The sequence below is a fragment of the Martinezella sp. CNPSo 3964 genome (assembly GCF_057784375.1).
The window spans coordinates 1,312,130-1,335,909 of the sequence record NZ_JBXSOW010000001.1 but is presented as its reverse complement, the minus strand read 5'-3'; the positions used below and the strand labels follow the sequence as shown (position 1 = coordinate 1,335,909).

Annotated in this window: 24 protein-coding genes; 23 read left to right on the top strand and 1 reads right to left on the bottom strand. The window is 59.5% G+C overall.

Annotation, left to right across the window (positions count from 1 at the left end; genetic code table 11):
• The first annotated feature begins 1 nt into the window (after nucleotide 1).
• The 19 genes from fliK (at nucleotide 2) to folD (ending at nucleotide 17,091) form a co-directional block, all read left to right on the top strand.
• Nucleotides 2-1,630, top strand: a complete 1,629-nt coding sequence (fliK, locus tag AC13Q5_RS06545) for a flagellar hook-length control protein FliK (protein ID WP_488501140.1) — start codon at nucleotides 2-4, stop codon at nucleotides 1,628-1,630.
• Nucleotides 1,542-2,165 carry a lytic transglycosylase domain-containing protein gene (locus AC13Q5_RS06540; protein WP_425298701.1) on the top strand — a complete coding sequence of 208 codons (624 nt, stop codon included), beginning with the start codon at nucleotides 1,542-1,544 and terminating at the stop codon, nucleotides 2,163-2,165. The genes fliK and AC13Q5_RS06540 overlap by 89 nt, the downstream gene beginning before the upstream one ends.
• 279 nt (nucleotides 2,166-2,444) lie before the next feature.
• A complete protein-coding gene (gene rem / locus AC13Q5_RS06535) occupies nucleotides 2,445-3,116 on the top strand; it encodes a transcriptional activator Rem (protein WP_075855164.1) in 672 nt (223 codons plus the stop codon).
• Between the two features lie 290 nt (nucleotides 3,117-3,406).
• On the top strand, nucleotides 3,407-3,604 hold the full coding sequence (locus tag AC13Q5_RS06530) for a hypothetical protein (RefSeq protein ID WP_488501139.1): 198 nt from the start codon (nucleotides 3,407-3,409) through the stop codon (nucleotides 3,602-3,604).
• 24 nt (nucleotides 3,605-3,628) lie between these two features.
• Nucleotides 3,629-5,119, top strand: coding sequence for a flagellar hook-associated protein FlgK (gene flgK, locus AC13Q5_RS06525; protein ID WP_075855161.1), 1,491 nt, complete (start codon nucleotides 3,629-3,631; stop codon nucleotides 5,117-5,119).
• A gap of 3 nt (nucleotides 5,120-5,122) precedes the next feature.
• Nucleotides 5,123-6,172: a flagellar hook-associated family protein gene (locus AC13Q5_RS06520; RefSeq protein ID WP_488501138.1), complete on the top strand. Its 1,050-nt coding sequence runs from the start codon at nucleotides 5,123-5,125 to the stop codon at nucleotides 6,170-6,172.
• A gap of 37 nt (nucleotides 6,173-6,209) precedes the next feature.
• Complete coding sequence (gene flaF, locus AC13Q5_RS06515) at nucleotides 6,210-6,557, top strand: flagellar biosynthesis regulator FlaF (RefSeq protein ID WP_075855158.1); 348 nt, start codon at nucleotides 6,210-6,212, stop codon at nucleotides 6,555-6,557.
• Nucleotides 6,554-7,006 (top strand): flagellar biosynthesis repressor FlbT, encoded by a 453-nt coding sequence (gene flbT, locus AC13Q5_RS06510; protein WP_075855156.1) that lies wholly within the window; start codon nucleotides 6,554-6,556, stop codon nucleotides 7,004-7,006. The genes flaF and flbT overlap by 4 nt, the downstream gene beginning before the upstream one ends.
• The gene (gene flgD / locus AC13Q5_RS06505) at nucleotides 6,994-7,500 is read left to right on the top strand and encodes a flagellar hook assembly protein FlgD (protein ID WP_075855154.1); all 507 of its coding nucleotides are present in this window, start codon (nucleotides 6,994-6,996) and stop codon (nucleotides 7,498-7,500) included. The genes flbT and flgD overlap by 13 nt, the downstream gene beginning before the upstream one ends.
• Before the next feature lie 29 nt (nucleotides 7,501-7,529).
• A complete protein-coding gene (gene fliQ / locus AC13Q5_RS06500; RefSeq protein ID WP_075855152.1) occupies nucleotides 7,530-7,796 on the top strand; it encodes a flagellar biosynthesis protein FliQ in 267 nt (88 codons plus the stop codon).
• Between the two features lie 148 nt (nucleotides 7,797-7,944).
• Nucleotides 7,945-10,032: a flagellar biosynthesis protein FlhA gene (gene flhA, locus AC13Q5_RS06495; RefSeq protein ID WP_075855151.1), complete on the top strand. Its 2,088-nt coding sequence runs from the start codon at nucleotides 7,945-7,947 to the stop codon at nucleotides 10,030-10,032.
• Nucleotides 10,029-10,781 carry a flagellar biosynthetic protein FliR gene (gene fliR, locus AC13Q5_RS06490; RefSeq protein ID WP_075855149.1) on the top strand — a complete coding sequence of 251 codons (753 nt, stop codon included), beginning with the start codon at nucleotides 10,029-10,031 and terminating at the stop codon, nucleotides 10,779-10,781. Before flhA ends, fliR begins: the two co-directional genes overlap by 4 nt.
• Nucleotides 10,782-10,911: 130 nt before the next feature.
• The gene (locus AC13Q5_RS06485; RefSeq protein ID WP_488501137.1) at nucleotides 10,912-11,328 is read left to right on the top strand and encodes a hypothetical protein; all 417 of its coding nucleotides are present in this window, start codon (nucleotides 10,912-10,914) and stop codon (nucleotides 11,326-11,328) included.
• 134 nt (nucleotides 11,329-11,462) lie between these two features.
• Nucleotides 11,463-12,059 carry a rod-binding protein gene (locus AC13Q5_RS06480; protein ID WP_075855145.1) on the top strand — a complete coding sequence of 199 codons (597 nt, stop codon included), beginning with the start codon at nucleotides 11,463-11,465 and terminating at the stop codon, nucleotides 12,057-12,059.
• 14 nt (nucleotides 12,060-12,073) lie between these two features.
• Nucleotides 12,074-12,442, top strand: coding sequence for a hypothetical protein (locus AC13Q5_RS06475; protein WP_075855144.1), 369 nt, complete (start codon nucleotides 12,074-12,076; stop codon nucleotides 12,440-12,442).
• Complete coding sequence (locus AC13Q5_RS06470) at nucleotides 12,439-12,966, top strand: hypothetical protein (RefSeq protein WP_075855143.1); 528 nt, start codon at nucleotides 12,439-12,441, stop codon at nucleotides 12,964-12,966. Before AC13Q5_RS06475 ends, AC13Q5_RS06470 begins: the two co-directional genes overlap by 4 nt.
• 252 nt (nucleotides 12,967-13,218) lie before the next feature.
• Nucleotides 13,219-14,058 (top strand): WecB/TagA/CpsF family glycosyltransferase, encoded by an 840-nt coding sequence (locus AC13Q5_RS06465; protein WP_488501136.1) that lies wholly within the window; start codon nucleotides 13,219-13,221, stop codon nucleotides 14,056-14,058.
• A gap of 99 nt (nucleotides 14,059-14,157) precedes the next feature.
• Nucleotides 14,158-16,074 (top strand): GumC family protein, encoded by a 1,917-nt coding sequence (locus AC13Q5_RS06460; RefSeq protein WP_488501135.1) that lies wholly within the window; start codon nucleotides 14,158-14,160, stop codon nucleotides 16,072-16,074.
• A 117-nt stretch (nucleotides 16,075-16,191) separates the two neighbouring features.
• Nucleotides 16,192-17,091, top strand: coding sequence for a bifunctional methylenetetrahydrofolate dehydrogenase/methenyltetrahydrofolate cyclohydrolase FolD (gene folD / locus AC13Q5_RS06455; protein ID WP_488501134.1), 900 nt, complete (start codon nucleotides 16,192-16,194; stop codon nucleotides 17,089-17,091).
• Here folD and AC13Q5_RS06450 read toward each other — a convergent pair.
• Entirely contained in the window at nucleotides 17,088-18,116 is a 1,029-nt protein-coding gene (locus AC13Q5_RS06450) for a substrate-binding domain-containing protein (RefSeq protein ID WP_488501133.1), read from the bottom strand. The genes folD and AC13Q5_RS06450 overlap by 4 nt on opposite strands.
• Before the next feature lie 311 nt (nucleotides 18,117-18,427).
• Between AC13Q5_RS06450 and AC13Q5_RS06445 the strand changes: the two genes are divergently transcribed.
• The 4 genes from AC13Q5_RS06445 (at nucleotide 18,428) to bglA (ending at nucleotide 23,776) form a co-directional block, all read left to right on the top strand.
• Nucleotides 18,428-19,789, top strand: coding sequence for an ABC transporter substrate-binding protein (locus AC13Q5_RS06445; protein ID WP_457877682.1), 1,362 nt, complete (start codon nucleotides 18,428-18,430; stop codon nucleotides 19,787-19,789).
• 124 nt (nucleotides 19,790-19,913) lie between these two features.
• Complete coding sequence (locus AC13Q5_RS06440) at nucleotides 19,914-20,930, top strand: carbohydrate ABC transporter permease (RefSeq protein WP_488501132.1); 1,017 nt, start codon at nucleotides 19,914-19,916, stop codon at nucleotides 20,928-20,930.
• A 1-nt stretch (nucleotide 20,931) separates the two neighbouring features.
• Entirely contained in the window at nucleotides 20,932-22,086 is a 1,155-nt protein-coding gene (locus tag AC13Q5_RS06435; RefSeq protein ID WP_488501131.1) for a carbohydrate ABC transporter permease, read from the top strand.
• Nucleotides 22,087-22,123: 37 nt separating this feature from the next.
• Nucleotides 22,124-23,776 (top strand): beta-galactosidase BglA, encoded by a 1,653-nt coding sequence (gene bglA / locus AC13Q5_RS06430; RefSeq protein ID WP_488501130.1) that lies wholly within the window; start codon nucleotides 22,124-22,126, stop codon nucleotides 23,774-23,776.
• Nucleotides 23,777-23,780 lie beyond the last annotated feature (4 nt).

Genomic DNA, 23,780 nt, shown 5'->3' with positions numbered 1-23,780 from the left:
TATGAACGACATCGGTGTGTCTGGCGCCTCATCAGGGGCGGATATTCTTGCTGTTGCCAAAGGTGCCCGCTCGACAAAGCAGGATGATGGCAAGGGCTTTATCGATGCGCTGACCAGTTCGCTCGGCAACGGTCGCAAATCCGCCGGTTCGAATACCGGGACCGACGTGCCGACGAATGCGAACACGACATCCGGTGACAATGCGGATGACGGCACGGGCACGGTGAAAGCGCCAGCGAGCAATCTCGCGTCGATAACCCTCACCATCGATGAAAGCGCCAATGCCGGAGTTGGAATGATTGATACCTCCGGAGCCAATCTCGCCAACCCCGCTGGCCTCGCCAAGGGCGCGAAAGCCTCTCAGACTGCCGGCACCGCATCGCTCTCGAAATCGCTTATAGAGCTGCAGAAAGCAGCCTCGAGCGCTGCCGAAGGTGATGCACTCCCCGTTGAAGGCGATCAGCCGGCCGCCGCTGCCGATCCGACCATGCCGACGCCCGACGCCGGCAAGGTGCAGGTGCAGCCGACGGCGCTCGACCAGTTGGCCGAGATCGCGCAGCAATTGAGCGAGGTTGCGACCACGGATGGTCAGACGGCGCCAGTCAAGGGTGACGGTAAAACGCCTGCCGTGAAGGATGGAAAGAATGTCCAGTCCACGGATGATGGTAAGTCTGCATCGACACAAGGCAGCCAACCGGCCAATACGATTTCCGATGCCCTGTCGCTGCTGAATGTTGCGCAGCCCATCGTTGCGACGCAGGTTAGCACGAGTCAGGTCGGTACGGCGCAAGCGGGCAAGACGGCAGACGATGCCAAGGTCCAGTCATTGCCATCAGGCAAAGCGATACTTGCGGGCGATGCTTCGGACACCGCCTTGACGTTGCCGGATGATGGCAAGGGGACGGATGTATCGCAGACTTTCCGCCTGACGCGGGCAGACGGTCGCGGCGGCGCGCTCGACTTGTCGATCAGCAAAGGCGGCGATGACGTTGCCGATGTCCAAGTCGGTGCCGCCGCGGGCGGCGATGCGGTAGCGGTTACCGTGCTGGATTCGCGCCGTTATCTCGGGCTCGCCGCCAATTCCAACTCGGCGCTCGTTGCTGGAACCCTGGCGGGCGACCATGAATGGTCGGCGGCGATGCAGCCGGGTTCGGCGCTCTCCAACGCCGCGAACCTAACGAGCACGGGCAAGGTCGTCAATACGCTGAAGATCCAGCTGCGCCCCGACAATCTCGGCGACGTGACGGCAACCATGCGGCTCTCCGGAGACCAGCTGAGCGTCGACCTGAAGGTTCAGACGAGCGAAGCCTACAGGCAGCTTCACGCCGATCAAAGCCGCATGGTCGATGCGCTGCGCGCGCAGGGCTATCAGGTCGACAACATCACCGTCTCCATGGCGTCCAATGCCGACCAGCAGTCGGATAGCGGCCGCAATTCCGGATCGAACCAGCCACAGCAGCAGTCCCTGTTGAACCAGGGACAGGGGGGCGACGCACGCTCCAGGGGCCAGAACTATTCAGGGCAGCAGGCAAATGGAAACGATGGCAATCGCAGTTCGGGTGAGCGCGGTGTTGAGGACGGCGCTGCTGGTGGCGTGCAGCGTTCTCGCTCTGGGGCGGTTTACCTCTGAAGCGCATGCATCGGGCAATCCGGCGCCGCCTGACAATGGCGCAGCCGGGCTTTGCGAACGCGAGATCCAGTCCGCCGCAGCGAAATACGGAATACCGGAAGGGATCCTTTATTCGGTCGGTCTGACGGAGACGGGACGCAAGGGGTCGCTCTATCCCTACGCTCTCAATGTCGAGGGGCGGCCGATCTTTCCGCCATCGGAGGGTGCCGCCCTGCAGATATTCGCTGCAGCACGGCAGAATGGGGCAAAGCTTATCGATGTCGGCTGCATGCAGATCAATCAGTATTTCCACGGCGAAAACTTTACATCTGTCGCCGCCATGTTCGATCCGCGTAGTAATGTCGAGTATGCCGCAAAGTTTCTCCGCAATCTGCACGACAGGCATGAGACCTGGACGATGGCGGTAGCTAGATACCATGCTGGTCCGAACAATGACCCCGCCCAGAAGGTCTATGTCTGCCGTGTGATCGCCAATCTGGTCGCCACCGGCTACGGAAAATGGACGCCCAATGCGGCGACGTTCTGTCGGGACTAAACACCCTTAGGTTGCATATCGCTTCCGGTTAGCCGGCGCTAACCCAATTGAAGCGGTTGACTGCCGTGGATTTGCCCAAAATGCGCATGTTAACAATACGCCCGCTAACAACTTTTTTATCGGTGTAAAACGCCGACCGCCTACTATATCTAGTGCAAATCGCACCTACAAAGTTAATCAATTATTAATTTCCGTCACTCATTTCCGACAGTTGTTCGTGATTCGCCCGATTCGTACCCATAGGTCATCGAAACACCACACTGATTCGGAGGCGGACGAATGATCGTAGTGGTTGATGAGCGAGAGCTCGTTAAGGACGGATATACATCACTGTTTGGACGCGAGGGCATCCCTTCGACGGGATTTGATCCGCGTGAATTCGGAGAATGGGTCACGACGGCAGCAGAGGGCGATATTGCTGCGGTCGAAGCCTTTCTGATCGGGCAGGGCCAGCAGGTGCACGAGCTCCCGAGGGCCATTCGCGACCGGACGGCAGCACCTGTCATCGCGGTGAGCGACCAGCCCTCGCTGGAAGCCACGCTTGCACTTTTCGATTGTGGCGTCGACGATGTCGTGCGCAAGCCGGTACATCCTCGCGAAATCCTTGCCAGGGCGGCGGCGATCCGCCGTCGGTTGAAGGCGATCAACAACTATACCGATATCGGTCCCATTCGCGTCTTCGCAGATGGCCGTGACCCGGAAATCAACGGTTCCGTATTTGCCTTGCCGCGCCGCGAGCGCCGCATCCTCGAATATTTGATCGCCAATCGCGGTCGCCGTGTGACGAAGACCCAGATCTTCAACGCCATCTACGGCATCTTCGACGAGGAAGTCGAAGAGAACGTCGTCGAAAGCCATATCTCCAAGCTGCGCAAGAAGCTGCGCAAGAAGCTCGGCTTCGATCCGGTCGATTCCAAGCGCTTCCTCGGTTACTGCATCGACTGGAGCTGACACGCCCGGTCGCACATCCCCGATAACAAACTCATAAACAGGCCCGAGAATCAGTTGATTCTCGGGCCTGTTCCTTTTTCGGCTACCGGATCGTCATGCACTGAAAGGTACGTTAGTCCTTACCATTTCAGCGTGCGGCGGTCGGCGGTCATGCGGCTTGATGGCGCTCTCAGCGAAGCTTTTCGCGATGATTAGTTTTTCGTCCTCTCAGACAGCTTCACGCAAGGCCCGCCACCTACTCTCAGTCGTATGAAGGATAACGAGGATTCCAGATGAGGAATTTCGGCAGCTTGAAGACCACACTTGCGGAAGCGGATGCGCGGGCAGCTTGCCTCAGCGTCGCTTTTGGCGGTGGCATCGATGCGACGGCGGTTCGCTCCGGTGATCGTCCATCCGCTGCCAATGACAATCTGGTCTATTTCGCCGGCCTTGCTCTGACAGGCTATTCCGACACTTCCGGCGCGCCTTCGGCCAATCTGCCGCGCTAAAACGAATAGGGTATCGAGTCAGTCATGTCGCTCACAACAGCTCTCAATAACGCGCAGGCAATATTCAACAATACCGGCACGCAGAGCAGCGTCGTGTCGAACAATATCGCCAACGCCAACAACACGAATTATTCGCGTCGTCAGGCGGTGGTGACCACCAACATGGCTGGCGCCCAGGTGGTGCAGATTGCCCGCAGCAGCGAACCGGCGCTACAGAAAGCCTACCTCAGCTCGGCATCGTCGGATTCGGCACAACAACTGTTGTTGAACGCCTACACCAATCTTCAGTCGGCCACGCTTGGCGGCAACGACAACGAGATCGCGCCGGCGACCTATCTGTCGGCATTCCAGGATGCGATGCAGAATTATGCGGGATCGCCGTCCAACGCTACGGCGGCGCAATCTGCGATCAATGCTGCCCAGAGCCTGGCCACATCGCTCAACAATGCCACGACGGCAGTACAGAGCGCCCGTACCGCCGCCGACAAACAGATCAGCTCCGATGTCGATACGCTGAACAGCCTGCTGAAGCAGTTTCAGACCGCCAACGACGCGGTGAAATCGGCAACGACCACGGCTGGCCCGACATCAAGCGCCCTTGCCGACGCGATGGATCAGCGCGATTCGATCCTGAACCAGATTTCGAAGATTGTCGGCGTGACAACCGTGACGCGCGGCAACAACGATATGGCGCTTTACACCACGAGCGGGACGACCCTGTTCGAGACCATTCCGCGCACGGTGACGTTTCAGCCGACGACGACTTATACGGCAGACACGACAGGCAACAGCGTTTACATTGATGGCGTTGCGCTGACCCCGGGCCAGGGTGCGAATACGACCGCACAGGGCACTCTTCAGGCATCGCTCCAGGTCCGAGATGATGTCGCGCCGACCTATCAGAAGCAGCTGGATGAAATGGCTCGAGGGCTGGTTACGGTCTTCGCTGAAACGAATAGCGATTCTTCAAAACCGACCCTGCCCGGTCTGTTTACCTGGAGCGGCGGCACTGTTCCGACTGATGCCACCGCGGTTACGGGTTTGGCTGGTTCGATAACCGTTAATTCGAAATTAATCACGTCCCAAGGTGGTGATCCAACACTGCTGCGTGATGGTGGTATTAACAACGATAGTACTACCGGCGAAACCGGTTACACCAAGAATACCAGCGGTGACAGTGGATATTCCACCCAGCTTGATGCCTACATCACTGGCATGAATACGAAAATGGCGTTCGATCCTACGGCCGGCTCCGACACCAGTGCCACGCTCATGGATTATTCAGCGAGCTCCATCGGTTGGCTCGAGGGTCAGCGCAGCACGGCAACGACCGCAGGGGAAAATACCTCTGCTGCTCTTTCGCGCTCCTCGAGCGCCTATTCGAACGCGACGGGCGTCAATCTCGACGAAGAACTGACGCTGATGATGGATATCGAACAGTCCTACAAGGCTGGAACGAAGATATTGAACGCAGTCAATGAAATGCTTCAAGCGGTATTGGATATTGCGAGCTAAGCCATGAAACTTTCTTTCATTTCGAGCACGGCCATTCAGAACGCCATGCGCCAGACGATTCGTCAGGCGCAGAATGAGATGACGAGCGCTTCGACGGAGGCGACCACGGGTGTCTATGCTGACATCGGGGTCGCGCTTGGCAGCAGCACGTCGCTGAACGTGAATTTGACGCGGGAAGTGTCGCGCATCGATTCCATTCTCAGCAGCAATTCCATCGCGAACCAGCGTATGACGACGTCCCAAACCGCCCTGACGGGCATGGGCACACAGGCGCAGAACCTGATGGATCAGCTTGTGGCGCTGAGCGGCAACACCGATGGTAGCAGCGTCGCCCTGGCGCAGCAGACCGCGACATCGACCCTGTCGAGCGTCATTGCATCGGCCAATACGATGGTGAATGGCGAGTATCTCTTTGCCGGAACCAATACCGACGTCCAGCCGATGACGGACAATTCCTCGACAACGAACGCGGGCATTCAGTCACAGCTTGCGACCTACATGGCAAGTCAGTCGCCGCCTGTAACCGCAGATACCATATCCGCGGACCAGATGACGGATTTCATCACCAATACCGTCGCGCCAATGTTCACGTCCGATAGCAGTTGGTCGAGCTGGTCGAGTGCGTCTGATCAGAACATGACGAGCCGCATCAATAATTCGGAAGTCATCGAAACCTCGACGAACTCGAATTCATCCGGCATGCGGTATCTGGCGCTGGCGACCAGCGTGACCAACGCACTGATGGGTACGCCACCCGGCCTCAATCAAAGCGCGGTAAATGTCGTCACGCAGCAGGCCATCAGCTATACGCGTCAGTCGATCGACGGATTGAACAGCCAGGCAAGCCAGCTTGGTCTCTCTCAGTCACGGCTGTCGGATGCGAATACGACGCTGAACTCTCAGAAGACCATTCTCAATACCAGTATCGGCGACTTGACCGGAGTTGACCCTTATGAGGCATCGACCAAGGTCAACAGTCTCCAAACACAGCTCGAAACGGCTTACACGATTGTTTCCAAGATCCAACAGTTAAGCCTTGTAAATTACCTTTGATGATCAAAGGGAAGTAATGACCAGGAAGGATGCATGAATGTATCAGTTCTCATATGCGGAAGTCATGCAGGATGCAGTGGCCGACGCCAAGGAACGAGAACGACAAGTTCTGGACCGGTCGGTAGCTCTTCTCTCTGCGGCCCGTGATGCGGGGAAATACGGCCGTGAAGCGATCGAGGCTCTCTTCTATACGCGACGCCTATGGGTAAGCTTTGTCGAGGACCTCAAAAGCCCGGAGAACCAGCTGAACGTCGAACTGCGCGCCAATCTGATTTCGATCGCCATCTGGATATTGAAGGAATGCGAACGGATCAGGCGGCGCCAGTCGGAAAACTATCAAGGCATCATCGATGTCACCACCATCATCAGGGATGGACTTAAATGAAAAGTACGCTTCGCATATCGCTTAAAGCCGGGGAAAAGATCTTTATCAACGGAGCCGTCCTGCGCGTCGATCGCAAGGTTGCTCTGGAATTCCTGAATGATGTGACATTCCTGCTCGAGAACCACGTGCTCCAGCCCGAGGACGCGACGACGCCCTTGCGTCAGCTCTATTTCATCGCGCAGATGATTCTCATCAATCCGGAAGGTAAGGAACAGTCGACGGTGATGTTCCGCAAGTCGATCGTCATGCTGCTGTCGTGCTTCCACAACGAGGAAGTGCTGGCCGAGCTGAAGCGCATCGACGGCCTCGTCGCCACCGGCCGCGCCTTCGATGCGCTGAAGGCGATCCGTGGCCTCTACCCGGTTGAGGACAATATTCTGAACAACCAGGAAATGCCTGCCGCGACGATCGAGCACATTCGTCGGGAGATTGCTCCATGGCAACGGTAAGTGCCGTCAACAGCAGCACCAGCACCAGCAGCACCAGCTCCTCGCAAAGTGCTGCGGCTGCGTCGGCGAGCGCAAGCCTGAACTATAACGACTTCCTGCAGCTTCTCATCGCGCAGATGCAGAACCAGGACCCGACGTCACCGATGGACGCCAGCCAGCAGATTTCGCAGCTGGCGAGCTTCTCCCAGGTCGAGCAGCAGATCCAGACGAACGCGCATCTGGAAACGGTGCTGCAGAACCAGTGGATCTCGCAGGCTTCCGACTATATCGGCAAGCAGATCATGAGCGCCGACGGCAAGACGACGGGAACGATCAAGGAAGTGACCGTCTACACGGACGGTATCATTGCCCAGACCGATGCCGGCGACAAGATTCTGATCCAGGCCGGCGTAACGATCGCTCCGGCGGGCACGACCATTGATCAGCCGACCACGTCGAGCGATAGTAGCACCAGCAGCGATTCGTCGAGCACGAATTCGACCAGCAGCTCATGAGGAGCTGCTGAACCGGGAGTGGACATGCCATGAATGAAGCCGATGCATTGGATATTTTCCAGGCTGCGATCTGGACAGTGCTTGTGGCTTCCGGACCGGCAGTCGTTGCCGCCATGGTCGTCGGTCTGGTCATTGCCTTGATCCAGGCGCTGACCCAGGTGCAGGAGGCCACATTAACCTTCGTGCCAAAGATCGTCGCCGTCATGGTCACGATCGGAATCTCGGCGCCGTTCGTCGGCGCACAGATTTCGATCTTCACCAATCTCGTTTTCTCCCGCATCCAATCGGGTTTCTAAAATAGATCCGAAGGTCGTTCTGGCCTCCGGATCATGCGCATCGATGGCAACGGCCATGCTCGCGCAAGCTTCGACCTTTAGAGGTCGGTTCCAATAGGGCAGGCGGGTCAGCCGTTTGCCTCCTCTCATGAAGAGACGGAACCGGTCGATGGCACAACCACCCGCAATAGCACTTCCCAAAGCCAATCCCAGCATACGCGATATCGGGTTTGCCCTCGGTATCATGGTCATCCTGTGCGTGCTGTTCCTGCCGATCCCGCCGTTCCTGATCGACCTTGGTCTGGCGTTCTCGATCGCCTTCTCCGTGCTGATCCTCATGGTGGCGCTCTGGATCAAGAAACCACTGGAATTCTCGTCCTTCCCGACGATCCTGCTGATCGCCACGATGACGCGTCTGGCGCTGAACATCGCCACGACCCGCGTCATCCTTTCGCACGGTTATGAAGGGCACGATGCGGCCGGCGGCGTCATCGCCGGGTTCTCCAGCCTGGTCATGTCGGGCGACTTCGTCATCGGTCTGATCGTCTTCCTGATCCTGATCACCATCAACTTCATCGTCATCACCAAGGGTGCAACGCGTATCGCGGAAGTCGGCGCGCGTTTCACCCTGGACGCCATCCCCGGCAAGCAGATGGCAATCGACGCCGATCTTTCTGCCGGCCTGATCGATGAGAAGGAGGCGCAGCGCCGCCGCCGCGAATTGGAAGAGGAAAGCTCCTTCTTCGGCGCGATGGACGGCGCCTCGAAGTTCGTGCGCGGTGACGCAGTTGCAGGCCTTTTGATCACCTGCATCAATGTCTTCGGCGGCATCATCATCGGCTATTTCCGTCACGGCATGCCGATCGGCCAGGCCGCGGACGTTTTCGTGAAGCTTTCCGTCGGCGACGGTCTGGTTTCGCAGATGCCGGCGCTCATCGTCTCTCTCGCTGCCGGCCTTCTCGTTTCGCGCGGCGGCACCTCGGGCTCCACCGACCAGGCCGTCGTCAATCAGCTGAGTGGCTATCCCCGCGCGCTCGCCGTCTCGGCGGTCCTCATGGGCATCCTGGCCATCATGCCAGGCATGCCTTTCTTTCCCTTCCTCCTCCTTGGCACCCTCATGGCCGCCGGCGCCTGGTTCATTCCGCGCCAGATCGAAGCCGAGAACAAGCTTCGCCGCGATGCCGAAGAGCAGAAGGTGATGCAGACGAAGGAAATGGAAAAGGATTCGGTCAAGTCGGTTCTGAAGACCGCCGAGATCGAGCTGGCCCTCGGCAAGATCGTTTCCACCCGCTTGCTCGGCGCCCACCAGGAGCTGGCCTTCCGCGTCGGCAAGATGCGCAAGAAGTTCGCGACGCAATACGGTTTCGTCGTGCCGGAAATCAAGGTGATCGACGACATGGCGATTGCCGACAAGTCGTATCAGATCCGCATCCACGGTACGACGATCGCTTCCAATATGCTGCGCGTCGGCGAAGTGCTCGTCGTTACCGGCTCCGGCCGCAAGCCGACGGTTCCGGGCGACGAGATTCGCGAACCCGCTTTCGGCATGCCGGCTGTTTCCGTCCTCGAAGCCTTCACCGAAGATCTGAAGCGCGAGGGCTTCCAGCCGATCGACAACGTCTCGGTCGTGCTCACCCATATGAGCGAAGTCATTCGCAACAACCTGCCGGCGCTGCTGTCCTATAAGGACGTGAAGATCCTGATCGAGCGGCTCGACCCGGAATACAAGAAGCTCGCCGACGAAATCTGCTCGTCGCACATGTCCTATTCCGGCCTGCAGGCGGTATTGAAGCTGCTGCTCGCCGAGCGCGTCTCGATCCGCAACCTGCATCTCATTCTCGAAGCGGTCGCCGAGCTCGCGCCGCATGTGCGCAAGACCGAGCAGATCGTCGAGCATGTGCGCGTACGCATGGCGCAGCAACTCTGCGGCGATCTCGCCGACAACGGCGTGCTGCGCGTGCTGCGACTCGGCAGCAAATGGGACCTCATCTTCCACCAGGCACTCAAGCGCGACCAGAAGGGCGAAATCGTCGAATTCGATATCGATCCGCGCAGCCTCGAAGAGTTCAGCGAGCAGGCGGGCAAAGTTATCCGTGAATACATGGACCGGGGCATGCCCTTCGTTCTTGTCACGTCGCCGGAAACGCGCTCCTATGTGCGCATGATCATCGAACGCCTGTTCGCGACCCTTCCGGTCCTGTCGCATGTGGAATTGGCCAAGGGGATCGAGATCAAGATTCTAGGTTCGATTTCATGATAACTGACCCCCAGGGGACCATTCTGGCGCTGTTCGTCGCCTTCTGCCGCATCGGCGGCTGCATGATGGTCCTCCCGGGATTTTCCTCCGGCCGTGTTCCCACGCAATTCAGGCTGCTGCTTTCCGCGGCTCTGACGATGGCGATCCTGCCGTTGCTCTGGAACACGATCTACCCGCAGGTATCGAAGGGCGATGCGACCTATATCGGCCTCATCTTCACGGAAACCGTCATCGGATTGATGTATGGGATGATGGCCAGGATCTATACGCTGGGCCTGCAATTCACCGGCACGGTCATATCGATGATGATCGGCTTCAATGCGCCTGGCGGTGCCGATATCATCGAGGAATCGAACGAAACGTCGCTTACCAGCCTCATCAGCTTTTGCGGGCTGATGATTCTCTTCATTATGGATTTTCACCATTATGTCCTGCAGGCGCTGGTCGATTCCTATTCGGTCATTCCCTTCGGCGGCCATATCGAACCGCGCGCCGCGCTGATCTCGATCACGGATACGCTGGAGACGACCTTCTTCATCATGCTGCGGCTGGCAAGCCCCTTCGTGCTTTACGGCCTGATGTTCCAGATTTCGATCGGCTTCATCAACAAGCTGGCGCCGCAGATCCCGATCTATTTCATTTCCACGCCGTATCTGCTGATGGGAGGGTTGTTCATGCTCTATCTCAGCATCGCGGCCCTGGTCAGTCAGTTTTCCAGTGCGTTCCTCACGGTCTTCAATGGGCATTAGGGCAATTCCAGGAAAAGTGCGCAGCGGTTTTCCGTCGGGAATGCGAGGAAACAAAGGGATCCGCGGGCGGACAGATGACGAAGCCCGGTTCGGGCAGAGCCGGCGAAAGCAGCCGGCGGGTAGGTAGGCGATGGTGGAGAAAAACCGGTCCGAAAAACTGAAGCGCCTGGTCGTGGTGCAGCGCCACCTGGAACGGATGGCGGAAAACGAGCTTGCCGATACGACCCGGCAGCGCTCGGAAGTGACGGAAGCGATGGAGCGGGTCATGGTTGCCATCGGCTCAGTCGACCCCGTGCACATGGCATTCTCGATCCACTACGCCGAACGCTACGGCCGCCTGATGATCCGCGACCAGCAGCTGGAAAGCATCCAGACGCTCATTCAGATGAAGGTCCAGCAGGAGCGCACCAAGGCCGACAGGCTGGAGGAGCACATGAAGGATGCCCGCGAGCTCGAATTGCGAGAATCGGACGACAATGCCGTCTACGATATCATCGATCAGCACTTCGCCGGCGCAACGCCAGCCTCCAGCAAGGTTCAAAAATAATAATCATCGCGATCATGGAGCAGGATTCGCATCGTTGGGTTGCCGATCTGCTCTGACAGTTTGATTCGCCATGCCCCAATATCAGCGCTGAACCGCGCGGTTTCGGGATATGCGAGAGCAGAAGGAGACGTGACGTGGCTATTTCGCCTCCGAGTGACCTGGTCCTCGATGTCGTCAAAGCGGCCAATCCCGCCGATGTCGAGGTCGCACAGGCCAAGCTTGCCGCCAATCGAGCCGCTTTCGCCGCCACCAGCCTGGCCGAAAACGGCAATGGTTTCGGCGCGACGGTGGATGCGATGAACAGCGCCGCTACACAGGCGGGCCTCGCCAATGCCAATACGCATGTGGCCGGGACCAAGGTCCCGCAGGCCTATCGCAAGTTCGAGTCCATGGTGCTGCAGAACTTCGTGAAGAACATGTTGCCGAGCAGCGAGACGCTCTACGGCAAGGGCTCCGCCGGCGAGATCTGGAAGGGCATGATGGCCGAGCAGCTGGGCGACACGATCTCCAAGAACGGCGGCGTGGGCATCGCCGAAAAAATGTACAAGGAACAGGTCGACAAGATGCGCAATACCGGCGCCATCAACTCCGCGACCGATGAGAACGACAAGAAGATGGCGCTCAGCGCGATTACCGATTTCCAGCGCAAGACGCTGGCCGCCGCCGATGCCGATAATGACGGCAACACCAGCATCACCAACCAGAATTCGTTGACGTCCCAGAAAGCATGAGCGAGGTAACAAACATGGAAATGATGTCGCAGGACTATCGGATCAAGTCTGTCCTTGGCCGCCTGGAGATGATCATCGACAATGAGAACAACCGGATCGGCACCGACCCGGAATTCGATCTCAAGGTATCGAACGCGCACAAGAGCCGCTGCCTCTACGAATTGTCGATGCTGTTTCGCGATACCGATCCGGCCGATCTCGCCGCTACCCATATCGAGCAGCTGCATGACCTGAAGAAGAAGTTGGTTCTGAATGCCCGCCGCGTCGAGGCGCATCTCGAGGCCGTGCGCGCCGTTGCCGAAATCCTGAAGAATGCCGTGCAGAACGCCGATGCCGACGGCACCTATTCGCAGGAGCAATTCCGCGTCCGTGAGGCCGGATGATCAAGCTCGTTATCACCGGCCTGTGGGTCTGCGCTGTAACATTGGCCTCGGTCTATTTTTCGGTGCAAGTGGCGACGGCGCCCGCGATCAGTCCTGATGACGCCAAGAAGGCGCAGCAGGAGCTGGTCAAGGGCGAGTCCATCAACGTTCCCGTCATCGCCAACGGCCAGGTGACCGGCTATTTCCTGACGCGCATTTCCTTCATGATGGAAAAGGGCAAGGCGAATACGTTTCAGATACCTCTGCCGGAGCTGACGACAGACGAACTCTTTTCGCTGTTGGTCGGCAACAAGACGATCGATATCGCCCACACGCAGAATTTCGATGTTGCCGCCTTCCGCAGCGATCTCAAGAAACGGATGAACGAGCGGCTCGGTGGGGACTATGTCGCCGACGTGCTGATCGAACAGCTTGACTACCTTTCCAAGGAAGAAACCCATGGTGGGGAAAGCGTGGGCAAGAGAACGGTCAAGCCCGTCAAGATCGTGCAGGATGCGGCCAAGGACAAAGTGCCGGTCGAGTAATATCGCTCCTGCCGCAAGATTCCGATTCATATGGTAACGTAAGTTATATCTTACGTTTCCCGATATGCTTAACGGATCTCTGACAACTTCCAGCAAATCCAATCTTCCTTCCTAACGGAAAGTTGGATTTGTCTTGCTATAAAGACCTCCAGATCATGCCTCCCAGTCGCCGCACCGATGAACGGTGAGGGGCATGAGCTTTGTGCGTACCGGCATCATACGCGTCAGCGATGCCGGGCAGGAGGTGTTGGATTGAACCAGGTAGCCGATTTTGCCGTCGTCGCGTCACGCCGCATGATCTTCGATCTGCCGGTGTGCGATCTCGGCTGGGATGACGCGCTGACTTTCGTCAACGAGCTTGCTTCCCTGCCGGTCGGACAGACCTCGATCTCCTTCGTCAATGCTCACAACATGCTGGTCATGCTGCGCGACGACAGCTACCGCAATGTCCTTGAGCGCAATCTGGTCCTTCCCGATGGTGTTGGCCTCGACATCGCCTCGCGCGTCGCTCATGGAGAACCCTTCCCTGCCAATCTGAATGGTACGGATTTCGTGCCCGCGCTGCTGACATTCATGGAGCGGCCGAGGCGGATCGGTCTCTTAGGGGGCAAGCGCTCTGTCGTCGAAAAGGCAGCGGAGAAATTGCGCCAGCATGCGCCGTGGCACCAGTTTGTCGTCGTATCGGACGGTTTCTTCGATCCGGTGCGGAGCAATGCCGTGACTGCGGAAATCAGCCGCCAGAAGATCGATGTGCTGATCGTCGGCATGGGCACGCCGCTGCAGGAAAAATGGGTTGCCGAACATGTCGGCCCGCAGCATGCGCGCCTCGTCCTGACCGTTGGCGCCTTGTTCGATTTCATTTCCGAGACGGTGCCGCGGGCGCCAAGGCTCGTGCGCGCGATACGCAGCGAGTGGTTGTTCCGTCTGGTACTTGAGCCGAATAGGCTCTGGCGGCGTTACATGCTGGGCATACCGCTATTCTTCTATCAGGTCCTCAGGCATCAGTTCGGTCGCAAGGGGCGTGTCCTTCGCGCCGAGCCGCATCCGTTGCCGCAGCGACGCATCGCGCCGCCGGACAAATTAGCAAGCTAGCATTTGCGGGTGCGGCGTTAACTCTTTCTTTGGCATGAAATTTTAGAGTGGGTTAACCATTTGCATTGGTCTTAGACCATGTGCGCGAGATAACCCGCCATGTTTGAAAGCAAAGCCAGGACCGGATTCCACCTCGACGACGCGGAAACCCCAAAGGTTTCGCGGCGATCTGGTCGGCATGTCCCCACCTACGGCGAAGATGATGGCCTGGGTAGCGCAGTCGACCTACGCGCTGCCAATTCCGACGACCCGCGTGATACGGAACTGCGTGACATTCTGCGCAGACGGTTGAATGGCGATCCCTATCCGGTGTCTGGTCGCAGAAGACCGCTGGAGATCGGGACGGCGGCGGACCAGGCGGAAGATGCCCCACATGTCTACCGCCCAGAACGCCGCGGGATGCCGGAGCTGGCATCGGAGGCCACGCCCGATCTGCTGGAATTCGTGCCCGATCTGCTTGAAGGCATGCCGGAGCTTCCGCGACGGGTTGCCGCCCCCGTCGTCGTTGAATACACATCTCGAGCCCGACGTTGGTCCGTCAGCCTCGGCGCTCTCTGTTTTATTGCCGCAACCGCGCTGACGGGAGCGGCTATTCCAACCTTGCTTGCCCCGCCGCCGCTCTATGTGTCGCAGGCTATTCTCCATGCGGACGGCGAAGGTCACGGGCGTCAGGCGCTGTTGGATGTCGCGGCGAAGCGTGTCATTGCTCCGTCCGTATTGTCCGACATTGTCGCCAGGATGAAGCTTGACCGCGATCCGGAATTTACCGGCAGTCGCGCAGGCGCCCTCGGGGTTGCCGTCGAGCTGCTCTCCGGCAGCGGCAACGCATCCGACGCGCCGTCGCGCGCACAGGCAACGCTGCGCAAAGACGTCGCCGTCGATATCGATAGTCAGACGGGTCTGCTGCGCCTGATCGTTACGTCGGGCGATCCCGCCAGATCGGCCGATATTGCCAACCGGCTTGTTCTCGCCACCCTCTATGATCCCGCTGTTGCTAAGGCGGCCGGTACGTCGCTTGGGGTCGAAACGGCGGCTGATCGTAGCCGCAAGGAACTCGATCGCGCCTCTGCCGCCCTTGCCGAATTCAAGGCACGCTATGGCGAAGACAAGATTGCGGCGGCGGAGGAACTCCGACAGCAGCGTCAGCAGCTGGATGTGCAGATAAAGGCAGCCGATCTGGCGGTACGCACCGCCAAGGCCCGTCTCGCAGCCGTCAAATCGGCTACGCCGGCATCGGTACTGACCGGCGCATTGTCAGGCGATCTTTCGTCGCCAGGGCTTGATGATCTGCGCAACCGCTACAACGCCGCCAAGTCACAGCTTACGCAACTTTCCGTGCAGCTCGGCCCGCGCCATCCTCGCCTGCTTGCGCAACAGGCCACCGTCGATGATCTCGCAGCCAATATGCGCAGCCAGTTGCAGAGGCTGGCCGTCAGCAGCGAAGCGGACGTGAAAGCAGCGCTTGAGAAACAGGCCTCTTTCTCGGCGCGAATGACTGCCGCCAGCCAGGTGGGGAGCGATGTCGACCTCGGCCGTCTCGCACAGCTGCAGGATGCTGTCGCGACAGCACAGAGCCGCTATGAGGCTGACCAGCAGAATGCTGCCATGACGGTGTCTGAAGCCAGGCCGCCGCTGACGGTACTGTCCCAGGCCGTCGCATCCGCCGCGCCGCTGGACGATCATCTCGCGAGCAATCAGGCAGCCGGCTTCCTCGCAGGCATCGGCCTGGCATCTTGCGTCGTATTCCTGCGCAAATGGTTTGCTGGTGTCGAGATGGCAGAAGACCAGGAGGCCGACGAAAGCATCATGCCGGCAGCCCGCGCGTTGCATCATGGCGATGCTATGGAGCTCCCGTCATTGCCGGCGACCGCGCCTGAACCGTTGGCTGCTCTTGTTGCTGATGATGCAAGTCAGCTCGATATTGTGGATGAGTGGGGCCGTATCCACCAGGAACTCGCATCACTGCGCGCCAAGGTCGAAACCTACGCGGTGCGCCGGCATCAAGACCGTGGCTGATCGCCTCATCCTTTTCCCTTGCAATTACCGCTTTCAGACACCATAGGGCGTTGGCAGGCAATTCCGTCGGGCTGATGGCCTGTAGATTGCCACCGAATTCATGATCGGGAGACCAGCGTGACGACAGTGATCGACGGCAAGGTTGCAGCGGCTTCGGTGATCGAGGCTGTGAAGGTGGCGGCGGCAGGGCTTGAGAGTGAGACCGGCGTGAAGACCGGGCTTGCGGTTGTCATCGCCGGCGACGATCCGGCCAGCCACGCCTATGTGAACTCCAAGAGCAAGATGGCCAAGGAATGCGGCTTCAAGTCGGTGCAGCACACGCTGCCGGCCGAGACGACGCAGGAAGCGCTCGCCAGCCTGGTGCAGTCGCTGAACGAAGATCCGTCGATCCATGGCATTCTGGTGCAGCTGCCGCTGCCGAAGCATCTCAATTCGGATCCGATCATCCAGTCGATCCGGCCGGACAAGGATGTCGACGGGTTGCACGTCGTCAATGCCGGCAAGCTGGCAACCGGCGATCTCGAAACCGGACTGATCTCGTGTACGCCGGCCGGCGCCATGCTGCTGGTACGCTCCATCCATGGCGAGGACCTGTCGGGGCTCAATGCCGTGGTCATCGGCCGCTCGAACCTGTTCGGCAAGCCGATGGCGCAATTGCTGCTCAATGCCAATGCGACTGTTACGACGGCGCATTCGCGGACGAAGGATCTCGCCTCGGTGGCAAGGGGCGCCGATATCCTGGTGGCGGCTGTGGGACGTCCGGAGATGGTGAAGGCGGACTGGGTGAAGTTAGGTGCCACCGTCATCGATGTCGGCATCAACCGGATCGATGCGCCGGAGCGGGGCGAGGGCAAGAGCCGTCTTGTCGGCGATGTCGCCTATGCTGAGGTCTCAGACATCGCCGCAGCCATCACGCCGGTCCCGGGCGGTGTCGGTCCGATGACCATCGCCATGCTGATGGCCAATACCGTCATCGCCGCCCATCGCTCAGCTGGCAGAAAGCCGCCGAAGTTTTAAGCCGGAGCCACGCCGGTCGAAGCACGCACGATCAATTCGGCCTTCCACAATTCCTGGGCTGGATACGTCTCCGTATGCTTGATTTCGCCGATCAGCCGCTCGGCGATGCGACCACCCGCCGCCCGCAGCGACGAGCGGGTGGTCGTCAGCGGCACGGTGAAGTTTTCCGGCTTGAGCAATGTCAACACGTCGTCGTGGGCGATCATCGAGATGTCCTCGCCTAGTCTGAGCTTTGCCTGATTGATGGCGCGAACGGCACCGAGCGCCAGCACGGTACTGGAGCAGAGCACTGCCGTCGGCCGCTTGTCCCTGTCCATCTGCAGGATGCGTTCCATGACGAGCAGGCCCTGTTCGTCCGTCATCGGCGTATGGCTGGTGCAGGCCTCGTCGAGCGCCAGGCCGCGTTCGGCAAGGGCTGCATCCACGCCGTTCTTCCGGCGAATCGCGAAATCGAGGTAGATCGGGCCGTTCAGCAGAGCGAAGCGCCGATGTCCGAGCTGCAGCAGCAGCTTCGTGGCGTCGTAGAAAGCGGCTTCATTGTCGAGGTCGAGGAAGGGATAGTCCGGCTCCGAGCCGATCGAACGTCCGTGGACGAGAAACGGCATGGAGAGCGTCTTCAGCATCTCCAGGCGCGGGTCGTGGCCGCGCATATAGTTGACGAACAGCGCATCGACATTGCCGCTGGCTGCCAGCCGCCGCAAGGCGCCGACCTCATCGTTCGGATCCGCCGGCGTCAGGACGAAATGAAAGTCGTGCCGCAGGGCTTCTTCCCCCAGCCCCGTTAGGAACTCCGAAAAATGCACGTCCGAGGAGGTGCCGGGGGAGGTCGGCATCACAAGCCCGATCGAGCCGGCCTTGCCGGTTGCAAGTCTTTGGGCTGCCTTGTTCGGTCGATAGCCGGTTTCCCGAACCGCTTTGAGAACACGCTCGCGGGTCTCGCGATTGACCTCCGGATATCCGTTCAAAGCCCGGCTGACTGTCGTCTGCGACAGCCCGAGCATTTGCGATAGCTGTTTCAGATTCACGGTATTTCGGCTCCTCCAACTGCACGCCGCTACGATGCCGAGACAACCTCCCGAAAAGTCTCAGGCTTTCAAAGCGCTTTCAATTATGTAGCAGGAGAAGTGCGAGAGACAAGATAATTAGCAAAAAATCGACACGCATTCTATGCTGCAATGCGAGAATTGCTGTGTATACCCGCCAGAATCTGAAAATCGCTTGACTTTATCCCGCTCTCAATGGATGAGAGAAGTAGCCAAAGCGCTTTGAGGAATGGGGCGCACAGCACAAAACGGTGCCTGGGCTCATGGGTTTCGTTATTTGGGAGGACAACCGCATGAAAAAAATGTTTTTGATGACCGTCGCTGCCGCCGCTCTGATGGCCGGCACGGCAATGGCCGCCGATCTGAAGTTCCAGCCCGGTCAGGACTCCAAGTTCAACTGGAAGAGCTACGACGACTTCAAGGCGGCGCATGCCGACCTGAAGGGCGAGACGCTGACCATCTTCGGCCCCTGGCGTGGCGAGGACGAGGCTCTCTTCACCAGCGTCCTCAACTACTTCACCGAAGCGACCGGCGTGAACGCCAAATATTCGTCCTCGGAAAATTACGAGCAGCAGATCGTCATCGACACGCAGGCCGGCTCGCCACCGAACGTTGCCATCCTGCCGCAGCCGGGCCTTTTCGCGAATCTCGCCAGCAAGGGCTACCTCACGCCGCTCGGCGATGATCTCGCGAGCTGGGTCAAGACGAATTACGGCGCCGGCGACAGCTGGGTCGGCTACGGCACCTACAAGGGCAAGGACGGCAAGGACGCCTTCTATGCCTTCCCCTACAAGGCCGACCTGAAGTCGCTGGTCTGGTACGTTCCGGAAAACTTCGAGGAAGCCGGCTACAAGGTTCCGACGACCATGGAGGACCTGATCAAGCTTTCGGATCAGATCGTCAAGGACGGCGGCACCCCCTGGTGCATCGGCCTCGGTTCGGGTGGCGCCACCGGTTGGCCGGCGACCGATTGGGTCGAAGATCTGATGCTGCGCCTGAACACGCCGCAGGATTACGATCACTGGGTCGATAACTCGCTGAAGTTCAACGATCCGAAGGTCGTTGCCGCCATCGAGGAATTCGGCAAGTTCGCGAAGAACCCGAAATATGTTGCTGGCGGTGTCGCGGCTGTTGCCTCGACGGACTTCCGCGACAGCCCGAAGGGTCTCTTCTCGGTTCCGCCGAAGTGCTACATGCACAAGCAGGCATCCTTCATCCCGTCCTTCTTCCCGGAAGGCACGAAGCTTGGTCAGGATGCGGACTTCTTCTACTTCCCGCCCTATGCAGCGCATCCTGAACTCGGCAAGCCGGTAGAGGGCGCAGGTACGCTGGCCGCCATTACCAAGGACTCCAAGGCCGCTCGCGCTTTCGTCCAGTTCCTGCAGACGCCGATCGCCCAGGAAGTCTGGATGGCGCAGTCCGGCTTCCTGACGCCGTACAAGGGTGTCAACACGGCGGCCTACGCCAATGACACGCTGCGCAAGGAAGGCGAAATCCTGACCACGGCCACCACCTTCCGCTTCGACGGTTCGGATCTGATGCCCGGCAAGATCGGCGCAGGCTCGTTCTGGACCGGCATGGTGGACTTCGTCGGCGGCAAGTCCGCACAGGATGTTGCCGACGGAATCCAGAAGTCCTGGGACGCCATCAAGTAAGACATCATAGCCTGAGCGTCGCCGGCAGCTCGCCGGCGGCGCCACACAGCATATGACGGCCCGCCCTCATGCGTGGCCGATGTCGGACTGGTGGACCAAAGCAGGTAAATTCGGGGAGGAATGAATGATTTCGCAGATCGTGTCGGCGATTGGCGCCATGATATTCGGCGTCGCCGTTTGCGCCGCTTATTTCTGGTTCTCCAACAAGCTCTTGGATTTGATTTTCCCGGCAAGGGAGGGCGACGACGTCCATCGGGCGGCCGTCAACCTTCGTCGCCGCGGCCTGATCCGCCCCTGGCTGTTCCTCGGGCCTGCTCTTTTCCTGCTTGTCGTCTACCTCGTCTATCCCGTGGTCGCGACGCTCATCCTGTCTTTCTACGGACCTGACGGCAATCAGTTCGTCGGCGGCGCGAACTATGTTTGGGCCTTCAACGATACCGAATTCCGCCAGTCGATCTTCAACAACATCCTCTGGCTCGCCGTCGTGCCGGCAGCCTGCACCTTCTTCGGCCTCGTGATTGCCGTCATGACCGATCGCATCTGGTGGGGCAATATCGCCAAAGCCGTCATCTTCATGCCGATGGCGATCTCCTTCGTTGGCGCCTCGGTCATCTGGAAGTTCATCTATGAATATCGCGGCGGCACGGATGCGCAGATCGGCCTTCTGAATGCGGTCGTCCAGCTCTTCGGTGGCACGCCGGAAGTCTGGATCACCATTCCCTTCTGGAACAACTTCTTCCTGATGGTCATGCTGATCTGGATCCAGACCGGCTTTGCCATGGTCATCCTGTCGGCGGCACTGCGCGGCATTCCGGAAGAAACCATCGAAGCTGCCGTCATCGACGGCGCCAACGGCTGGCAGATCTTCTGGAAGATCATGGTGCCGCAGGTCTGGGGCACGATCGCCACAGTCTGGACCACGATCACGATCCTCGTGCTCAAGGTGTTCGACATCGTGCTCACCATGACCAATGGCCAGTGGAACACGATGGTGCTCGCCAACCTGATGTTCAACTGGATGTTCCGCGGCGGCGGCGACAGCGGTCGAAGCGCCGTCATCGCGCTCGTCATCATGGTCGCGGTGACGCCGATCATGATCTGGAACATCCGTCGTGCAAACGCTGAGACGAAGGGACGCTGACATGATTGGAAATCTCGGTCGCATCGGTCCCGCCCGCATCTTCGTTCATGCCGCGGTGCTGCTCATCGTTCTCCTCTGGCTCTTGCCGACGCTCGGCATCTTCGTCACCGCGCTGCGGGACAAGGACCAGATCGTCGTTTCCGGCTGGTGGACGGCATTCGCCGGCTCCTCGCGCACGACGGCTGCCCGTCTCGATGGCCCGGACAAGGCCAAGCCGGACGGCGCAAATTTCGTGATTTCAGGCACGCTTGCCGTCGAAGGCGGCGGCCAGATCCAGTCCTTCGGTCTGCGCGTGCAAGAACCGGCCGCCTACAAGGCCGGTTCTCCCGCCGCGCTGGAGAACGGCGAAACGCTGACGATCAATTCCGATGGCAGCTATCGCTATCAGAAGAACGGCGCGTTCGAATCCGATGCCCGCGCCAAGCGCGTCTACCTCACAGTTGCCACGCCACCGCAATTCACTTTCGATAATTACCGCAGCGTGTTGGGCGGCGAGGGCATCGGCCAGTCCTTCATCAATTCGCTGACGGTGACGATCCCGGCGACCGTCATTCCGATCCTGATCGCAGCTTTTGCGGCCTATGCGCTGGCCTGGATGGAATTCCCCGGCCGTGCGATCCTGATTGCGCTCGTCGTCGGCCTGATTGTCGTGCCGCTGCAGATGTCTCTCATCCCGCTTCTGCGCATCTATAACGAGATCGGCCAGATCTTCGGCGTGCCGTCGAAGACCTATCCCGGCATCTGGCTGGCGCACACCGCCTTCGGCCTGCCGCTCGCCATCTATCTCCTGCGCAACTACATTGCCGGTCTGCCCAAGGAGATCATCGAATCCGCCCGCGTCGATGGCGCCAGCGATTTCGACATCTTCGTCAAGATCATCCTGCCGCTGTCCTTCCCGGCGCTGGCCTCCTTCGCGATCTTCCAGTTCCTCTGGGTGTGGAATGACCTCCTGATCGCGATGGTCTTCCTCGGCACGGACAAGGATCACCTCGTGCTCACGGCGGCGCTGAACGCATTGCTCGGCTCGCGCGGCGGCAACTGGGAAATCCTGACGGCCTCGGCCTTCGTCACCATTATTATTCCGCTCCTCGTCTTCTTCGGTCTGCAGCGCTATCTCGTGCGTGGTCTGCTCGCCGGGTCGGTGAAGGGGGGCTGATTCAAGAACACGCACTTATACACAGGACCCACTCAGCATGAGCATTGCTCCTCAATCGGTATCGGCAGTTGACAAGGATTGGTGGCGCGGCGCCGTGATCTATCAGATCTATCCGCGCTCCTATCAGGACTCCAACGGTGACGGCATCGGCGATCTCAAGGGGATCGCCGCCCGCCTGCCGCATGTCGCCGCGCTCGGTGTCGATGCGATCTGGATATCGCCGTTCTTCACCTCGCCGATGCGCGATTTCGGCTATGACGTTTCGAACTACGAGGATGTCGATCCGATTTTCGGCTCGTTGGCCGATTTCGATGCCATGATGACGGAAGCCCATCGCCTCGGCATCAAGGTGATGATCGATCTCGTGCTGTCGCATAGTTCCGATCGTCATCCCTGGTTCGTCGAAAGCCGCTCAAGCAAGGACAATCCGAAGGCGGACTGGTACGTCTGGGCCGACGCCAAGCCGGATGGCACGCCGCCCAACAACTGGCTGTCGATCTTCGGTGGCTCGGCCTGGGCCTGGGATCCGACCCGCATGCAATATTACCTGCACAACTTCCTGACCTCGCAGCCGGATATGAACCTGCACAATCCGGAAGTGCAGGACCGGCTGCTTGACGTCGTGCGCTTCTGGCTCGACCGCGGCGTCGACGGCTTCCGTCTCGACACCATCAACTTCTATTTCCACGACAAGGAACTGCGCGACAATCCGGCGCTGGACCCGTCGCGCCGCAATGCCTCCACCGCGCCGGCGGTCAATCCCTATAACTTCCAGGAACACCTCTACGACAAGAACCGTCCCGAGAACCTGGCGTTCCTCAAGCGTTTCCGCGCCGTGCTCGACGAATATCCGGCCATTGCCGCCGTCGGCGAAGTCGGCGACAGTCAGCGTGGCCTCGAAATTGTCGGCGAATATACCTCCGGCGGCGACAAGATGCATATGTGCTACGCCTTCGAATTCCTGGCTCCGGATGCGCTTTCGCCCGATCGCGTCGAAGAGGTCATGAAGGATTTCGCCGTCGCCGCGCCGGAAGGCTGGGCCTGCTGGGCCTTCTCCAACCACGACGTCGTGCGCCATGTCAGCCGCTGGGGCAATCTGGTCGCCGACCGCGATGCCTTCGCCAAGCTCTATGCGGCGTTGCTGCTCACCCTGCGCGGCTCCGTATGCATCTATCAGGGCGAGGAACTGGCGCTGACGGAAGCCGATCTTGCCTATCAGGATCTGCAGGACCCCTACGGCATCCAGTTCTGGCCGGAGTTCAAGGGACGCGATGGTTGCCGCACGCCGATGGTCTGGGATAGCCAGGTCGCACAGGGCGGCTTCTCGACGGTGAAGCCATGGCTGCCGGTGCCGGTCGAACACATCCTGCGCGCCGTCAGCGTCCAGCAGGGCGATGAAAATTCGGTGCTGGAGCAGTACCGCCGCTTCCTCGCCTTCCGCAAGCAGCATCCGGCCTTCGCCAAAGGCGAGATCGCATTTTCGGAGCCGCAAGGCGATGTTCTGATCTATGCCCGCACTTACGCCGGCGAGACCATTCTCTGCGTCTTCAACATGAGCCCGGTCGAGGCGCTTGCGACCCTGCCGGAAGGCAATTGGCAGGCGTTGACGGGGCACGGCTTTACCAGCAACAACTATGGCAACAAGATCGATATTCCGGCCTGGGGCGCTTACTTCGCGCGTCTTGCCTGACCTT

Coding starts and splice junctions, on each gene's coding strand:
- fliK (WP_488501140.1), top strand. CDS start 2: ATGAACGACATCGGTGTGTCTGGCGCCTCATCAGGGGCGGATATTCTT.
- AC13Q5_RS06540 (WP_425298701.1), top strand. CDS start 1,542: ATGGCAATCGCAGTTCGGGTGAGCGCGGTGTTGAGGACGGCGCTGCTG.
- rem (WP_075855164.1), top strand. CDS start 2,445: ATGATCGTAGTGGTTGATGAGCGAGAGCTCGTTAAGGACGGATATACA.
- flgK (WP_075855161.1), top strand. CDS start 3,629: ATGTCGCTCACAACAGCTCTCAATAACGCGCAGGCAATATTCAACAAT.
- AC13Q5_RS06520 (WP_488501138.1), top strand. CDS start 5,123: ATGAAACTTTCTTTCATTTCGAGCACGGCCATTCAGAACGCCATGCGC.
- flaF (WP_075855158.1), top strand. CDS start 6,210: ATGTATCAGTTCTCATATGCGGAAGTCATGCAGGATGCAGTGGCCGAC.
- flbT (WP_075855156.1), top strand. CDS start 6,554: ATGAAAAGTACGCTTCGCATATCGCTTAAAGCCGGGGAAAAGATCTTT.
- flgD (WP_075855154.1), top strand. CDS start 6,994: ATGGCAACGGTAAGTGCCGTCAACAGCAGCACCAGCACCAGCAGCACC.
- fliQ (WP_075855152.1), top strand. CDS start 7,530: ATGAATGAAGCCGATGCATTGGATATTTTCCAGGCTGCGATCTGGACA.
- flhA (WP_075855151.1), top strand. CDS start 7,945: ATGGCACAACCACCCGCAATAGCACTTCCCAAAGCCAATCCCAGCATA.
- fliR (WP_075855149.1), top strand. CDS start 10,029: ATGATAACTGACCCCCAGGGGACCATTCTGGCGCTGTTCGTCGCCTTC.
- AC13Q5_RS06485 (WP_488501137.1), top strand. CDS start 10,912: ATGGTGGAGAAAAACCGGTCCGAAAAACTGAAGCGCCTGGTCGTGGTG.
- AC13Q5_RS06475 (WP_075855144.1), top strand. CDS start 12,074: ATGGAAATGATGTCGCAGGACTATCGGATCAAGTCTGTCCTTGGCCGC.
- AC13Q5_RS06470 (WP_075855143.1), top strand. CDS start 12,439: ATGATCAAGCTCGTTATCACCGGCCTGTGGGTCTGCGCTGTAACATTG.
- AC13Q5_RS06460 (WP_488501135.1), top strand. CDS start 14,158: ATGTTTGAAAGCAAAGCCAGGACCGGATTCCACCTCGACGACGCGGAA.
- AC13Q5_RS06445 (WP_457877682.1), top strand. CDS start 18,428: ATGAAAAAAATGTTTTTGATGACCGTCGCTGCCGCCGCTCTGATGGCC.
- AC13Q5_RS06440 (WP_488501132.1), top strand. CDS start 19,914: ATGATTTCGCAGATCGTGTCGGCGATTGGCGCCATGATATTCGGCGTC.
- AC13Q5_RS06435 (WP_488501131.1), top strand. CDS start 20,932: ATGATTGGAAATCTCGGTCGCATCGGTCCCGCCCGCATCTTCGTTCAT.
- bglA (WP_488501130.1), top strand. CDS start 22,124: ATGAGCATTGCTCCTCAATCGGTATCGGCAGTTGACAAGGATTGGTGG.